Raw genomic sequence first — 15090 nt, 5'->3', positions numbered from 1 at the left:
GAGGCCTTGTCCTGGCCCGCGGCCTTGTCGTCGTTGTTGCAGGCCGTCAGGGACAGGGCGGCGGCTGCGGTCAGGACCGCGGCGGCAACGCGGAACGAACGACGGCGGGCGGTGCGGGCAGCGGCGTTGGAACGCATTTCGGGTCCCCCTGGGAGGTGGTCGGTGTCGTGCTCTGCTCGGTACGACAACAACTCTGACCGGCGCCACTACCGCAACACTGCCGCCCCACTAACGTCCGGCTAACACGACCGTGACCAGGGAAAAGACGCCAGGCGGCGGACTGGCGGGGCTCATTCACGCGCCGGGGCCGCCAGCCGGTCGAGGCGTTCGCGGTGAGCCGGGGTCAGATCCAGACGCGCCGCGGCGAGGTTTTCCTCCAGGTGGGCGATCCGGGCGGTGCCGGGGATCGGGAGGACGACGGGCGAGCGGTCGAGCAGCCACGCGAGCGAGACCTGCGTGGGGGCGGCGCCGAGCTCGGCCGCGATGGCGGCGATCTCCGCCCTGGCCCCCAGCGCCCCCATCGCGACGGGCCGCCACGGCAGGAACGCGATCCCCGCCGCCCCGCATGCCTCGAGCACGGGCTCGTGCTCGCGGTCGAGCAGGTTGTAGCGGTTCTGGACGCTGACGACGTCGACGATCTCCCGCGCCTGGCCGAGTTCGGCGACGGTGACCTCGGACAGCCCGAGTCGGCCGACCTTGCCCTCCGACTGGAGCTCCCGCAACGTGCCCAGCTGGTCGGCGAGCGGTGTCTCCGGGTCGATACGGTGCAGCTGGAGCAGTTCGATCCGCCCGACCCGGAGCCGGCGGAGGGCCTGCTCGACCTGGTCGCGCAGGATGGCCGGACGCCCGTCCAGCCGCCACTCGCCGCCTGGGCCCGTCCGCGCGACGCCGACCTTGGTGGTGATGAGCAGCCCGGCGGGGTATGGGTGCAGGGCCTCGGCGAGGAGTTCCTCGTTGGCTCCGCCGCCGTACAGATGGGCGGTGTCGATCAGCGTGACGCCGAGCTCGACGGCTCGCCGGGCGACCGCGATGGCCGCCTCGCGGTCGGCAGCGGGCTCGGTCGGCAGGTGCATGGCCCCGAACCCGAGCCGCCGTACCTCCAGGTCCCCGCCGATATGAAACGTGTCCGATGCCATCTGCTGTCTCCGCCCCCGTCGCTCGACGATTGCACGCTAACAGCTCCGTCAGTGAGTGATGGGTCGGCGATGATCGGTGCATGTACGAGATCGTGTTGATGTCAGATCCCAAGGTCGCGGCGATCCCGGTAGCCGACTGCGGCGAACCACTCGTCGACGTCCGGCTCGATGATTCCCTCGCCGTCGACTCCCGCAAGGCCGATGGCTCGGGAGCATTCGCCCATCTGCGAGAAGGGGTCCTGACCCACCTCATCAAGGCACAGCAGTCACTCCCGGACGGCATCCGTCTGCTGTTCATCGAGGGGTTCCGGCCGCCCGCGCTGCAGCGCCACTACTTCGAGAGCTACGCCGGCGAACTGCGAGCCGACAACCCGGACTGGTCGCCGACGCAGGTGCACCAGGCCGCGAGCCGATACGTATCGCCACCGGAGATCGCACCGCACAGCGCCGGCGCCGCGGTGGACCTGACTCTCGTCACCGCCGACGGACGCGAACTCGACATGGGAACCCGGGTGAACGCCAGCCCGGAAGAGAGCGACGGCGCCTGTTACACGCACGCCGACAACATCGGCCCTGAAGCGCGGGCCAACCGCCGGATGCTCGGTGCCGCACTGACCGCCGCGGGTCTGGTCAACTACCCCACGGAGTGGTGGCACTGGTCCTTCGGGGATCGCTACTGGGCCCTTGCGACCGGAGCCGACAGCGCGCTGTACGGGCCGCGCGACCTCGGTTGAGACCGGCACCGTCCGGCGCGGGTGGCAAACCCTGCCCGGTGATGTACAGGTCCAGCAGCCCGGCGGGCGGGAGCCGCGGGCCGGCCCCGGCAAGGGTGCGGCATCCCCCGCCACAACCGCCCCGCCCGCCCCTTTAGCATGGGCTCGTGCCGAGCCCTGCCGAGTGCCGTCCGTCGCCGCCCGTGTGGCGGTGGCGAGCGCTGCTCGTGCTCGGGGTGCTGGCCGGGCTGCTGGGCATGCACGCCCTCGGGCCCGCCGGCGGTCTGATGCCGGGCGCCCATGAGCGCCCCGCCGCCATGACGACCGCCATGACCACCACCGCCTTCGCCCACAGCAGCTGCGACGGCGCGTGCGGCGGCTCGCATATCCACCACGCCGATCCGACCTGTGCGTCACCCGCGCTCGGCGGTGGGCCCACGCTGTCGGCGCCCCCGTCGACGCCCGTGGCCGACTGCGGCCATGACCTCGCGGCGGCCCGGCCCGGTACGGCGCCGTCTCCGGCCGACGGGCGGGCGCCGCCCACCCTGGCCGAACTCCAGCTCCTGCGGATATAGGACACGCCCTCGCGGCGCCGCCCCTCCCGATCCGGGTTGGGTCCGGCACCAGTCCGGTATGTCCTGAAATACCCCCTACACTTCCTCAGGAGCTCCCCCATGCGTTCCCTGACCCGTCGTACGGCGCTCGTCGCCGCGGCCGCCACGGCCGCGCTGTCCCTCACCCTGACCGCCTGCGGCAGCGACGACAGCGGCAGCAGCGGCCACTCCGGCCACGACTCGACGAAGACCACCGCGACCGCGTCCGCGTCCGCTCCGGCCGGCAAGCACAACGAGGCCGATGTGAGCTTCGCGCAGGGGATGATCCCCCACCACCGCCAGGCCGTGGAGATGGCCGACCTGGCCCCCACCCGGGCCTCGTCCGCCCAGGTCAAGAAGCTGGCCGCCGACATCAAGAAGGCGCAGGACCCGGAGATCCGCACGATGTCCGGGTGGCTGGATGCCTGGGGCGAGAAGGTCCCGGAGGCGATGCCCGGCATGGACCACTCCCAGCACGAGGGCATGCCCGGAATGATGAGCTCAAAGGACATGGAGGAGCTGAAGAAGGCGTCCGGCGCGGCCTTCGACACCGCGTTCCTGAAGATGATGGTCCAGCACCACAACGGCGCGGTGGAGATGGCCGGCACCGAGAAGCAGAAGGGTGCGTACGGCCCGGCCAAGACCATGGCCGACGACATCATCAAGACCCAGAACGAGGAGATCACCGAGATGAACAAGCTCCTCGGTAAGAGCTGAGGCAAGGGCTGCGGCAAAGGCCCCGGCACCCCGCCGGGCCTTTGCCCATTCAGCCGCAGCAGGCCCAGTGGTTACGATCTGGCGCGATGAGTAGACAGCGCGACGCGAGCCGAATACCGGGCGGCACGGTGCGAGCCACCGTGCTCTCGGTGCTCCGCTGTGCCGTCCCGCTGCTCACTGTCGCGCTCTGGCTGGCGCCGTCGTTCCTCCGCCCGGCCATGGAGCACGCTCCCGCCGCGGCGCACGCCTCCGGCTCGGCGCACCCTCCGGCCCGCCCCGCCATGGCCACACTCGCCCCGCCGTGCCCGGCCCTCGTGTCCGGCCGGCACACGGTCCAGGCGCCCTGGACGGACAGCGCGGGCGGCGCCGGCGACAACTGCGTGGCCGGTCCCTGGGGGGTGAGCCAGGGCGTGGTGCCCGCACCCGTCCCCCCGCCCGCGCTCACCGGGCTGCTCCCGCGCGACCGCCCGTACGACACGGATGCCACCCGGGCCCCGCCCGGCCCCGCCGCCCGCGCCCCCGGCCTCCACCAGCTCCAAGTGCTTCGCACCTAGGCCGCCGGTATCCGGATCCGCACATCATTCATTCCTCCAGTGCAAGGACAAGGACAAACCATGGCTTCCAAGGGATCGAAGACGAGGAACGCGGCCGCCGCGCGCCGCGAGAAGATCGAGGAGTTGCGCCGCGCCGAACGGGCGCGCGACCGCCGCTACCGCATCATCACGATCGTCTCGTGCACGGTGATCGTCGTCGGGCTGGTCGTCGGCGGCTACTTCATCATCGACGCCACCAAGGACAAGGACGAGAAGGCCAAGGCGGTGACGATGACGACGGTCAAGACCGGCACCTTCAAGGGCATGAAGACCTGGAAGAACCTCAGCCAGACCCACGTCAAGGGCAAGGTCGACTACCCGATGTCGCCACCGGTCGGCGGCAACCACAACCAGGTCTGGCAGAACTGCAACGGCGACGTCTACAAGAAGCCGATAGCCAATGAGAACGCGGTGCACGCCCTGGAGCACGGCTCCGTATGGGTCACCTACACCGACAAGGCGGCGGCCAAGGACGTAACCGCGCTGGAGAAGCGCGTGAAGGCCACCCCGTACTCCCTGATGAGCCCCTACCAGGACCAGGACGGCCCGATACTCCTCAACGCGTGGGGCACCCAGCTGAAGGTCGACTCGGCGGACGACCCGCGCGTGGCGAAGTTCTTCGAGGACTACGTGCAGGGCAAGCAGACCCCCGAGAAGGGCGCCGCGTGCACCGGAGGTAAGTCGGAATGACGGACACCGGCCAGGTGGCGGACACCGGCCGCGCGGGACGCCAGCCGCTGATCGCGGGCATCTCCGCCGCGCTCGCATTGCTGACGCTGGTGACGGTGGGCGTCCTGTGGCTCACGGCGGACCGCTCGGACGGCTCGACCGGGCCGTCGACGCCCACCAAAGCCTCCGCGGAGGCGGGCTTCGCCCGGGACATGTCCGTCCACCACCAGCAGGCGGTCGAGATGTCGTTCATCGTGCGCGACGACACCGACGACGAGGATGTGCGCCGCCTCGCGTACGACATCATCAACACCCAGGCCAATCAGCGCGGGATGATGCTGGGCTGGCTGGACCTGTGGGGGCTCTCCGTGACCTCGGAGGACCCCCCGATGACATGGATGAAGGAGTCCATGGACCACGGTTCGATGGACTCCATGGACTCGATGGGCCCCGACGGCGGCTACAAGCCGCACGACGGGTCCCTCATGCCCGGTATGGCCACCAACACCCAGCTGGACCAGTTGCGCAAGGCCAAGGGCCGGGCCGCTGAGGTGATGTTCCTGCGGTTGATGATCGCCCACCACAAGGGCGGGATCGACATGGCCAAGGGAGCGGTCGAGCTGGTCAAGGACCCGACGGTCAAGCTGCTGGCGCAGGGCATGGTCGACAGCCAGCAGTCGGAGATCCAGCTGATGAACGACATGCTCAAGAAGCGCGGAGCCGACCCTGTGAAGTAACCCGCCGCTCAGGCAATCCCCCCAAGGCGCTTCTCCTCCCGGAGAGGCGCCTTGTGCTTGTCCGCATGGGACGCCACACGGGACGGGGCCGCCTCTAATCTGCCGTTATGGACATCACCATTCACACGACTTCTCTCCCGCACAACGACCCGGACGCGTCGCTCGTCTTCTACCGCGACGTCCTCGGCTTCGAGGTCCGCAGCGACGTCGGGCAGGGCAGGATGCGCTGGATCACGGTCGGCCCGGCCGGTCGGCCCGATACGTCGATCCTTCTGGCGCCGCCGGCCGCCGACCCGGGAGTCACCGAGGACGAGCGCCGCACCATCGCCGAGATGATGGCCAAGGGCACCTACGGCTGGATCCTGCTGGCCACCCCGGACCTCGACGCCACGTTCGAGAAGGTGCGGGCAGGCGACACCGAGGTCGTACAGGAGCCGACCGAGCAGCCGTACGGCATCCGCGACTGCGCCGTCCGCGATCCCGCCGGCAATCTGGTCCGCATCCAGGAGCTTCGCTGAATCGAGCGCGCGGCGGAGGCGGACCGGGACCGGGCCGCGCGGGCCCGGTCGGTCTAGCGGGAGGTGGGGGTGAACTGGACCGGTATGGCCGACACTCCGCGCATCATCAGCTTGGAGCGCCATTCCAGGTCCTCGGAGGCGACGGTCAGCGTCACGTCCGGGAGGCGGTCGATCAGGACCTCGATCGCGGCCATGGCGATGGCCTCGGCGAGCTCGCGGGCGACCGGGGGGCAGCCGTGGGTGCCGTGGCTGAAGGCCATATGAGCCTGGTTGCCCGCCGCGCCGGCGCGGAAGTCCGGCCGTACGTCGGGGTCGGCGTTGGCCGCGGCGAGGCCCAGCATCAGGCAGTCGCCCTTCCTGATGTGGCGCCCGGCGAGCATGGTGTCCTCGGCGGCCCAGCGGCCGACCCAGTTGGGGACCGGAGTGGCCTCCCACAGCACCTCGTTGATCGCCTGGCCGACGCTGCGCCGCCCGCCGGACATGGTGACCGCGAACCGCTCGTCGGTGAGCATGAGCCGCAGCGCGTTGCCGATCAGGTCGGTGGTGGGCTGGTGGGCCGCGTAGACGTTGCCCAGCAGGTCGTTGATGATCTCCTCGTCGGTGAGACCGGCATGGTGGTTCACCAGGACCGTGGAGATGTTCTTACGGTCCGGGGTCGCCCGGGCGTGCTCCATCAGCGACACCATCCGGTCGACCATGTTCTGGTGCGCTTCGGGGCCGCCCTTCCCGCTGACCAGGTCGACCGTGATCTGCTGCAGTTCGGTGGATTCGGCCTCGTTCATGCCGTACATGCGGTTGAGCACGCGCAGCGGGATCTGGCAGGCGTAGTCGGCGATGAGATCGGCGTGGCCACGGCCCGCGAAGGTGTCGATCAGACCGTCCGCGACACGCTCGCACAGCGCGCGCAGCTCGAACGCGTCCACGATCTCCATGCTGTCGATGATCGCCTCGGCCCGCCGCTCGTGTTCGGCGCCCTCGGTGAACAGCATGGTCGGCCGGTAGCCGACGAAGGTCATCAGCTCCCAGTCCGGCGGGACCTTGTCCCAGGAGTGCCAGCGGCGCGAGTCGCGGGCGAAGACGTTGGGGTCGGTGGTGACCCGCACCAGTTCCCGGTAGCCGAGCACCATCCAGACGGGGATCTGGCCGTCGAGCAGGACGGGTACCACGGGGCCATGGTCGCGGCGGAGCCGGCGGTAGAGGTCTTCCTGGCTCCGGCTGAAGTCCTCGGCGTGCAGCAGCACGGCGTCCGGCTGCTCCGGCCAGCCCGGAAGCGGTGCGGCGGAGGTGTCGGGTTCCTCAGGGGGGAGCGTGGGGTCCGGGGTGGTCACGCGGTGCTCTCCGAGAAGGTGGACGAGGTGGACAGAGAGTAGAGATGGCGCGCGAGGGCGACCAGTACGGCCTTGCTGGAGTCGCGCTCCCGGGCGTCGCAGTCGACGATCGGGATGTCGGCGGACAGGTCGAGGGCCGCGCGCACCTCCTCCAGCGTGTGCTTGGGCTCGCCGAAGTTGTTGCGCGCGACGATGAACGGCGTGCCGTGGTGCTCCAGCCGGTCGATGGCGTACCAGGAGTCGGAGAGCCGGTTGGTGTCCACCAGGACGACCGCGCCCAAGGTCCCCATGAACAGCCGGTCCCACAGGAACCAGAACCGCTCCTGGCCGGGGGCGCCGAACAGATAGAGCACCATCTGCTCGTTCAGGCTGATCCGGCCGAAGTCGAAGGCGACGGTCGTGGTGGTCTTGTCCTGTACCTGCGACGCGTCGTCGATCCCGACGCCCGCCTGCGTCATGGTCTCCTCGGTGCTCAGCGGGCGGATCTCGCTGACGGACCGGACCATGGTGGTCTTTCCGACCCCGAAGCCCCCGACGATCACGATCTTGAGGCCGTCCCGCGCGCTCTCGCTCAGCTGCGCGCCCTCGGGGCGGTCAGAGGTTCTGGAGTGCAACGAGCACCTTCTTCAGCATCTCGGGTTCGGGCAGCTGCCTGTCGGAGCGGACCACCTGGGGATGGCGAGCGGTGATCTTTCCGGTGTCGAGCAGATCGCAGAGCAGGATCTTCACCACGCTCACCGGCAGGCCCAGATAGGAGGAGATCTCCACGACCGCCAGCGGGCGGTGGCACATCCGCAGGATCTTGGCGTGCTCGGACTGCATCCCCGGGCTGGGCTCGCTCTCGCTGACGATGAGCGTGACCATGTCGAACACGCTCTCGTCCACCCGGCTGCGACCCCCGGTGACGGTGTACAGCCGGTCCGGATCCTCGCTGTCGACGGCCCCTCGGATCATGCCGTGGCCCCGCCGCCGTCACCCGCGGCCACGCGGGGCGCGGCGCGCAGATGGTCGCCGATCTGCTCGACCAGCTCGTTCATGTTGTGGCCGATGATGCCGACGTCGGCCTCGTCCTCCGCGATGACCGCGAGGTGGGCGCCCTCACCGGCCTCGACGATGAACAGGATGCCGCCGTGGAACTCCGTCATCGACTGCCGGACGCCGCCGCTGCCGTCGCCGAACTCGATGGACGCGCCGTGCGACAGGCTCTGGATCCCCGAGGCGATGGCCGCCAGTTGGTCGGCCTGGTCGAGGGACAGGCCGGAGGTGAGGCACAGTTTGAGACCGTCTCTGGAGAGCACCAGCGCGTGGCGGGCGCCGGGGGTCTTCTTCAGCAGGTTCTCCAGCAACCAGTCCAAGCTGCGATCTGTGGTGTTCATCGGGGTTCCTTCTGTCACGGCTGGTCGTTCTCGGGAGACGTCTCGGGGGTGGCGTGGGCTTCGGCCGCCTGGTCGTCGGCGCACGGGGCCGGCTCGGCCCCGGGGCAGGGGGCGCCGCCGCGGGCGGCCTGGCGGAAGGCGCCGAGGCGGGTGGCGTCGGGGCGCGGGCGGTCGGAGGGTGCCTTGCGCTCCTGGGGGGTGGCGGGCCGGGAGGCCGCGGCCAGCGTCTCACCGCGGCGGCGCTTGGGCAGTCCGCCGGTCGACTCGGCGCTCGTGGGCTGCGGTGCGGCGGCCGGGCCGGGGTCCGGGGCGGGGGCGGCCGGCCGGGTGGGGGCGGCGGTGGGGGCGGCGGAGCGGTTCGCGGCCTGGGTGGTGGGCGACGGGCGGGAGGAGCGGGCGGCCGGGGCCGGGTTGGTCGCGGCGTCCTGGCTCACATGGGTGATCAGCTGCTGCGGGATCAGGACGACCACGCCGGTGCCGCCGCGCGAGGAGGGCCGGAAGGAGACCGTCAGGCTGTGCTTACGGGCCAGCTGCCCGACGACCGCGAGCCCGAGCCGGGTGCCGGAGAGCGTGGTCAGGTCCAGGGGGTCGGAGGAGACGGCCTTCTCGGCGCGGGAGAGGGCGGCCGGGCCCATGACCAGACCGCCGTCCTCGACGGTCACCACGACGCCGGTGTGCGTCTCCTGGACGTACACATGCACCTCCTCGGTGGGAGGCGAGAACGTGGCGGCGTTGTCCATGAGTTCGGCGAGGGCGTGCATGACGCCCTCGGCGGCGTAACCGGCGACCGCGGCGGTGCTGGCCGAGTGGATCCGGACCCGCTGGTAGGCGCTGATCCGGCCGACCGCGCCGCGCAGCACACTCTCCATGACGATCGGCTTGGTCCAGCGGCGCCCGGAGCGGGCACCGGTGAGGACCGCGATGCTGTCCGCGATACGGCCTGCCTGCGCGGTGGTGTGATCGAGCTTCAGCAGGTCGCCGAGGACGGCCTCGTCGTGCCGGTGCTCCATCTCCCGCAGGTCGGCGAGCATGCTGGTGGCCAGCGCCTGCACCCGGCCGGCGGCGTTGGCGCAGGCCGCCATGGCCGAGGCGCGCATACGCTCACCGGTGGCCACTTCCCGCACCAGCATCTTGAGCACGCGGTCGTGCGCACCGCTGGCGGGCGTGGGCAGCGTGGAGAGCACGGTGTCCACCGTCTCGCCTTCGCGCAGCTGCCCCACCGCAGATGGAATCGTTTCATCAGCGAGCATCGCGGCCTCGGCCTCCATCACCTCCGTACGCCGCGTGACTTCGGCCTGCATGGCCGCCGTACGCCGTGCGGCGTCGGCCTCCACGGCCGCCAGGCGCGCCTGGAGCCGCCGTACGGCCTGCGCGCGGGCCGAGGCGAACGCGGCGGCCACACAGAGCAGAACGGCGACCACACCGCAGAACAGGCCGACGGACGCCCGGTGGGCGGAGGGCACTTCGGCCGTCACCCAGGCGCCCACACCGCCGACGACCACGGCGGCCAGCAGCGGTACGGCCAGGGCCTGCCGCGTCATGGGGAACCCTTTGACAGGTTGGCTGGATATATGTGCTGACATCTCTCAGGTCCTCAGGGGCGCGATCGAGGGTTGAGGGCGGTTTCGAGCCATGGGCGGCACATCGTAGTACCGCACACGGGCTTTTGACCGGCTCGCTCGCCAATCGGACCTTGACATCCCGTCAGCACCGCGGAACAAACGCCGGATGACCCCTGCGTGTCGACCACCGAACCCCCGTCAAACACCAACAAACAGAATGAGCCGCTCCGGTCCGTACGTCCACCCGCATGGCGCGATCTCTGTCGACGCTAGAGCCTCTAGCGTCGACAGAATCGAGAGATCTCGCCGAAGGAGGCGCGATGGGACATCGACACGCCGTCGCGTCGGCGCGTCGATGTCCCATACTCACCACAAAGTCAGCGGGCAGGCTCAGGGCAGGGCCAGCTCCGCCCAGATGACCTTGCCGTCGGCCGTGTAGCGGGTCCCCCAGCGCTCCGCGAACTGCGCGACCAGGAACAGTCCGCGGCCCCCCTCGTCCGTCGTCGCCGCGTACCGCAGATGCGGCGAGGTGCTGCTGGTGTCGGACACCTCGCAGATGAGATTGCGATCGCGTAGGAGTTGCACCCGGATCGGACCGGCGGCGTAGCGGATCGCATTGGTGATCAGTTCGCTGAGCACCAGCTCCGCGGTGAAGGCCATGTCGGGCACCGCCGCGGGCAGCCCCCACTCCGTCAGCTGCCCGATGGCCGCGGCCCGCACCTCGGCCACCGCCGCCGGGTCGCAGGGGACGTCCCAGCTCGCCACCCGGTCGGCTCCCAGCACCCGGGTGCTGGCCACGATCAGCGCGATGTCGTCGGTGGGGCGCGCGGGCAGCACGGCGTCCAGCACGTCCGCGCAGGTCTGGTCGGGCGTACGGCCGGGGTGGGCCAGGGCCTCGCGCAGCAGCTCGAGCCCGGCGTCGATCTCCCGTCTGCGGTCCTCGATGAGCCCGTCGGTGTACAGCACCAGCTGGCTGCCCTCGGCCAGCTCCAGTTCGGCCGTCTCGAAGGGCAGGCCGCCCAGGCCCAGCGGCGGCCCGGCGGGCAGGTCGATGAACTCCACGGAGCCGTCGGGGGCGACCACCGCGGGCGGCGGATGTCCGGCACGGGCCATCGCGCAGCGCCGGGTCACCGGGTCGTAGATCGCGTACAGACAGGAGGCCCCGGTGATCCCCGCGCCGCCGCCCTCGGCCCCTTCCGAGCCGACGGCGGTGGTGGCAGTGGCAGTGGCAGTGACGTCGTCTTGGTCGATCCGGGCGACCAGGTCGTCGAGGTGGGAGAGGAGTTCGTCGGGCGGCAGGTCGAGGGTGGAGAAGTTGTGCACGGCGGTACGCAGCCGCCCCATCGTGGCCGCCGCGTGCAGCCCGTGCCCGACCACATCGCCCACCACCAGCGCCACCCGGGCCCCCGGCAGCGGAATCACATCGAACCAGTCGCCGCCCACCCCCGACTCCGCGGGCAGATAGCGATACGCCACATCCAGCGCGCTCTGCTCGGGCAGGGCGCGGGGCAGCAGGCTGTGCTGGAGCGTCACCGCCATGGTGTGCTCGCGCGTATAGCGCCGGGCGTTGTCGATGCAGACGGCGGCGTGGGAGGCCAGCTCCTCGGCGAGGGCGATCTCGTCCTCCTCGAAGGGGGCGTTCTTCTCCATGCGCCAGAAGCTGACCATGCCCAGCATGACGCCCCGGGCCCGCAGCGGCACCGTCACCAGCGACCGGACGCCGTAGTCGATGGCCAGGCCGGTCTGTTCCGGGTCCTGGGCGCGCCAGCCGTGGGCTTCCCTCAGGTCCGGTTCGACCGCCGCCTGCCCGCTGGCGAAGGCCTGGGCCTGCGGGGTGGAGGAGACGAACGAGAAGTGGGTGCCCACCTGGTAGAAGGGATGGACGTCGCTGATGCCGCGGACCGCCGTACGGCACATCTCGATACCGCCCACCGCCAGCGGCTCCTCGCCGCGCAGCACGGGCTCCGCCAGGTCGACGGTGACGAAGTCGGCGAACCGCCCCACCGCGACCTGGGCCAGCTCCTCGGCGGTCCGGCCGACGTCCAGCGTGGTGCCGATCTCCACGCTGGCGTCGTACAGCAGTTTGAGGTGCTTCTGCGCCACCTCCGCCCGCCCCGACAGGGCGCGCAGCTCGGTGGAGTCCCGCAGGGTCGCCACGCTGCCGGGCGGGCCGCCGTCCCGGTCCGTGGGGCGGTTGTTGACCGCCAGCAGCCGGTCCCCGGCCACCAGCACCTCGTCGGAGACGACCTGCCCGGCCGCCAGTGCCTGGGCCAGCTGCGGCTCCAGGCCGAGCTCGGTGACGGCCCGGCCCTCCGGGTATTCGGGCAGATCGAGCAGGCGGCGCGCCTCGTCGTTGGCCAGCATCAGCCGGCCGCCGCCGTCCACGATCAGCACACCTTCCCGTACGGAGTGCAGCACCGCGTCGTGGTGCTCGTACATCCGGGTCATCTCGGCCGGGTCCAGGCCGTGGGTCTGCCGCCGCAGCCGCCTGCTGACCAGCGCCGTGCCGCCGGTGGCCAGGGCGAGCGAGGCGCCGGCCGCGCCGATGAGGATCGGCATCTGGCGGTTGGCCAGGCCGCTGACCTTGTTGACCGTGATGCCCGAGGCCACCAGGCCGATGACCTTGCCCCGGCTGTCGGTGACGGGCACCACGGCCCGTACGGAGGGGCCGAGCGTGCCGGTGTACGTCTCGGTGACGGTGTGGCCCTGGACGGCGGGGCGGTAGTTGCCGAGGAAGCGGTGGCCGATCCGTGAGGTGTCGGGGTGGGTGTAGCGGATCCCCTTCGTGTTCAGGACCACGACGAAGTCGACCCCGGCGTCCTTGCGCGCGGCTTCGGCCAGTGGCTGGAGCACCGCGGTCGGATGGGGGGAGCGCAGCGCGGCCGGCATGCCCGGTGCGTCGGCGAAGGTCGTGGCGACGGCGAGCGAGCGGTGCCGGGCCTCGTTGGTGGCGTCGTGCTGGACCTGCAGAACGAGGGCGACGGACGCGGCGGCGATCAGCAGCAGCACGATCACCAGCTGCAGCAGAAAGACCTGGCCGGCGACGCTGCGCGTACTCAGCCAAGAGCCAGAGCGCCGCCCCGCCGCCTCCGGGCGCTCACGCCGCCGACTCCGTGGGCGCCGACCGGGGAACGTACGGGCAGCCAGTACCCACGATCGACCCTTAAACCGGGCCATACACCTACATCTACACCGCGTCTTCCCGGAAGGCGAACCCCCCATGGCTCCGCAGGTGCCGACCCGGGCGACCTATGCAAACCTGAAAAGGATGTAATTAGCCATAATTGCCGTATTCCATCGGCCGTTCGGCGGTCGTTCGGCGGTCGAGTCGGCAGGGACGAAGGAGCCCGCAATGGCCAGTCACGTCGGTGGAGTTCAGCCGCAAGCCGCGCCAAGTGCGCACCACCGGGCAGCGGTGACCGGATGGGCCGTCTTCGCGGCCGTCATGCTGATCTTCGCGGGGCTCCTGGCCCTCAGCCAGGGGATCTCGGCCATCCGCCACGACCAGGTGTTCGTGGTCACGCGTCACTACGCCTTCACGTTCAACCTCACGGGGTGGGGATGGGTCCACGCGATCGTCGGCGCCCTCGCCGTGGTCGCCGGTGCGGCCCTGTTCACCGGCGCCATGTGGGCCCGGGTGACCGGTGTGGTGCTGGCGGGTCTCAGCCTGATCGCCAATTTCCTGTGGCTGCCCTACTACCCGGTCGGGGCCGTGACGCTGCTCATCCTGGACGCCCTCGTCATCTGGGCGCTGTGTGCGGGGATGGCCGAACAGCCGCAGGCACAGCAGGGACAGCAGGGGCAGGGCCCGCCGGTCACAAGCCGATGACCACCAGCGCCGTATCGTCCGCGACGGCCCCGCCCGTGACGCCGAGGTCGACCAGCAGCGCATCGGCCAGCCGCTCGGGCTCAAGATCGCCGTGCCGGGACAGGCTGTCGGCGAGCCGGCCGAGCCCGACGTCGATGTCCTCGCCGCGCCGCTCGATGAGCCCGTCGGTGTACAGCACCAGGGTGCCGCCCGGCGTGTACGGGAGAGTGGCCTCGGGCCGGTCCACATGCTCCGAGCGGACGCCCAGCGGCGGGTCTGTGGCCTGGTCGAGCAGTACGACATCTCGGTCGGCCCGCAGCAGCAGCGGCGGCGGATGGCCGGCGCAGCTGTAGACGATGCTCCGCGCGGACCGGTCGATGACCACCTGCACTGCGGTCGCGGCCAGCGCCCCCTCGATGGAGCGCGCGTACAGGCCGAGCGCCTCCAGCGCCTTGGCGGCCCCGTCCACGACCCTGATGGCCGCGCTCAGCGCGCTGCGCAGCTGCCCCATTACACATGCGGCCTCAAGCCCCTGGCCCACCACATCGCCCACCGACGCCGCGATCCGGCCGTCGGCCAGTTCGAACACCTCGTACCAGTCGCCGCACACGTTCAGCGAGCCGACGGCGGGCCGGTAGCGGACGGCCACGTGCCGATGCAGCCCGGGGACCAGCGCGGGCAGCATGGCCTGCTGCAGGGCCAGCGCCGTCGTCCGCTCCTGGGCGTGCGCCTCCCGCAGCCGCTCGTTCAGCTCCTGCAGCTCCTGCGCACGGGTGTGGAGGTCGGCGTCGATCTCCGCGGTGCGGGTGAGCGGTGCCCGTGCGCGTCCCCGGACGAAGTCCGTCACGTCCACCACCCGGTGGATGATCAGCTGGACCGAGCCGTCCGGCCCGAGGACGGGGATATTGATCGGGCTCCAGTACCGCTCCTCGAACCGCCCCTCGCCCCGCTTCACGCCCTCGCCGCCCGGGACGGGGATGTCGTACTTCTGCAGCGCCATGCTGTCCCGCTCGCCCGTCGCCAGGACCCGCCTCATGGAGGCGCCCAGATTGCGGGTCCCGGTGGCGTTCGGATCCGCCGGGTTGTCGGGGAAGGCGTCGAAGATATGGCGGCCGAGCAGATCCTCGCGCCTGGCCCGAGTGGCTTTCAGATACGCCTGATTGACCGCGACGATCACCAGATCGGGGCCCACCACCAGATTCGGACTCGGGGTGGCCTCGAAAAGCGCTTCATAGTCGATCTGCCGTCCCGTGGCCGCTCCCTGCTCGTGCCCTGCCACGCCGCACCTACGGGGTGAACCGCGTGCTCAAGCCCAATCTATGGCGGTATCGCGGCCACCG

Annotated in this window: 16 protein-coding genes; 8 read left to right on the top strand and 8 right to left on the bottom strand. The window is 70.8% G+C overall.

The genetic code is table 11. The features are described 5' to 3' along the window. Window positions 1-290: 290 nt before the first annotated feature. Window positions 291-1136 carry an aldo/keto reductase gene (locus tag ACWDSL_RS29455; RefSeq protein ID WP_450490473.1) on the bottom strand — a complete coding sequence of 282 codons (846 nt, stop codon included), beginning with the start codon at window positions 1134-1136 and terminating at the stop codon, window positions 291-293. Window positions 1137-1216: 80 nt separating this feature from the next. Between ACWDSL_RS29455 and ACWDSL_RS29450 the strand changes: the two genes are divergently transcribed. From ACWDSL_RS29450 to ACWDSL_RS29420, 7 genes are all read left to right on the top strand, one after another. Further along, window positions 1217-1870, top strand: coding sequence for a M15 family metallopeptidase (locus ACWDSL_RS29450; protein ID WP_450490471.1), 654 nt, complete (start codon window positions 1217-1219; stop codon window positions 1868-1870). 146 nt (window positions 1871-2016) lie between these two features. Beyond that, window positions 2017-2424 carry a DUF6153 family protein gene (locus ACWDSL_RS29445; protein ID WP_450490469.1) on the top strand — a complete coding sequence of 136 codons (408 nt, stop codon included), beginning with the start codon at window positions 2017-2019 and terminating at the stop codon, window positions 2422-2424. A 99-nt stretch (window positions 2425-2523) separates the two neighbouring features. Next, window positions 2524-3159, top strand: coding sequence for a DUF305 domain-containing protein (locus ACWDSL_RS29440; RefSeq protein WP_450490467.1), 636 nt, complete (start codon window positions 2524-2526; stop codon window positions 3157-3159). 86 nt (window positions 3160-3245) lie between these two features. Next, entirely contained in the window at window positions 3246-3713 is a 468-nt protein-coding gene (locus ACWDSL_RS29435) for a hypothetical protein (protein ID WP_450490465.1), read from the top strand. Window positions 3714-3773: 60 nt separating this feature from the next. Continuing rightward, on the top strand, window positions 3774-4442 hold the full coding sequence (locus ACWDSL_RS29430) for a DUF3105 domain-containing protein (protein WP_450490463.1): 669 nt from the start codon (window positions 3774-3776) through the stop codon (window positions 4440-4442). After that, a complete protein-coding gene (locus tag ACWDSL_RS29425; protein WP_450490461.1) occupies window positions 4439-5158 on the top strand; it encodes a DUF305 domain-containing protein in 720 nt (239 codons plus the stop codon). The genes ACWDSL_RS29430 and ACWDSL_RS29425 overlap by 4 nt, the downstream gene beginning before the upstream one ends. 107 nt (window positions 5159-5265) lie before the next feature. Beyond that, the gene (locus tag ACWDSL_RS29420) at window positions 5266-5676 is read left to right on the top strand and encodes a VOC family protein (RefSeq protein WP_450490459.1); all 411 of its coding nucleotides are present in this window, start codon (window positions 5266-5268) and stop codon (window positions 5674-5676) included. 53 nt (window positions 5677-5729) lie between these two features. On the opposite strand, the gene ACWDSL_RS29415 is transcribed toward ACWDSL_RS29420, so the two are convergent. From ACWDSL_RS29415 to ACWDSL_RS29390, 6 genes are all read right to left on the bottom strand, one after another. Next, a complete protein-coding gene (locus tag ACWDSL_RS29415; RefSeq protein ID WP_450490457.1) occupies window positions 5730-7004 on the bottom strand; it encodes a cytochrome P450 in 1275 nt (424 codons plus the stop codon). Then, window positions 7001-7618, bottom strand: coding sequence for a GTP-binding protein (locus tag ACWDSL_RS29410; RefSeq protein WP_450490455.1), 618 nt, complete (start codon window positions 7616-7618; stop codon window positions 7001-7003). The genes ACWDSL_RS29415 and ACWDSL_RS29410 overlap by 4 nt, the downstream gene beginning before the upstream one ends. Beyond that, window positions 7599-7958, bottom strand: a complete 360-nt coding sequence (locus tag ACWDSL_RS29405; protein ID WP_014178079.1) for a DUF742 domain-containing protein — start codon at window positions 7956-7958, stop codon at window positions 7599-7601. Before ACWDSL_RS29405 ends, ACWDSL_RS29410 begins: the two co-directional genes overlap by 20 nt. Beyond that, complete coding sequence (locus ACWDSL_RS29400) at window positions 7955-8380, bottom strand: roadblock/LC7 domain-containing protein (RefSeq protein ID WP_014178078.1); 426 nt, start codon at window positions 8378-8380, stop codon at window positions 7955-7957. The genes ACWDSL_RS29405 and ACWDSL_RS29400 overlap by 4 nt, the downstream gene beginning before the upstream one ends. A 14-nt stretch (window positions 8381-8394) precedes the next feature. After that, window positions 8395-9921 carry a sensor histidine kinase gene (locus tag ACWDSL_RS29395; RefSeq protein WP_450490453.1) on the bottom strand — a complete coding sequence of 509 codons (1527 nt, stop codon included), beginning with the start codon at window positions 9919-9921 and terminating at the stop codon, window positions 8395-8397. A 411-nt stretch (window positions 9922-10332) separates the two neighbouring features. Beyond that, a complete protein-coding gene (locus ACWDSL_RS29390; RefSeq protein WP_450490451.1) occupies window positions 10333-13119 on the bottom strand; it encodes a SpoIIE family protein phosphatase in 2787 nt (928 codons plus the stop codon). 175 nt (window positions 13120-13294) lie between these two features. Here ACWDSL_RS29390 and ACWDSL_RS29385 point away from each other — a divergent pair, with 175 nt between their 5' ends. Beyond that, window positions 13295-13771: a DUF7144 family membrane protein gene (locus ACWDSL_RS29385; protein ID WP_450490449.1), complete on the top strand. Its 477-nt coding sequence runs from the start codon at window positions 13295-13297 to the stop codon at window positions 13769-13771. On the opposite strand, the gene ACWDSL_RS29380 is transcribed toward ACWDSL_RS29385, so the two are convergent. Continuing rightward, window positions 13758-15029, bottom strand: coding sequence for a PP2C family protein-serine/threonine phosphatase (locus ACWDSL_RS29380; protein ID WP_450490447.1), 1272 nt, complete (start codon window positions 15027-15029; stop codon window positions 13758-13760). The genes ACWDSL_RS29385 and ACWDSL_RS29380 overlap by 14 nt on opposite strands. Window positions 15030-15090: the final 61 nt, after the last annotated feature.

The sequence above is a fragment of the Streptomyces sp. NPDC000941 genome (assembly GCF_053599555.1).
This window is presented reverse-complemented; position numbering and strand designations above follow the sequence as displayed.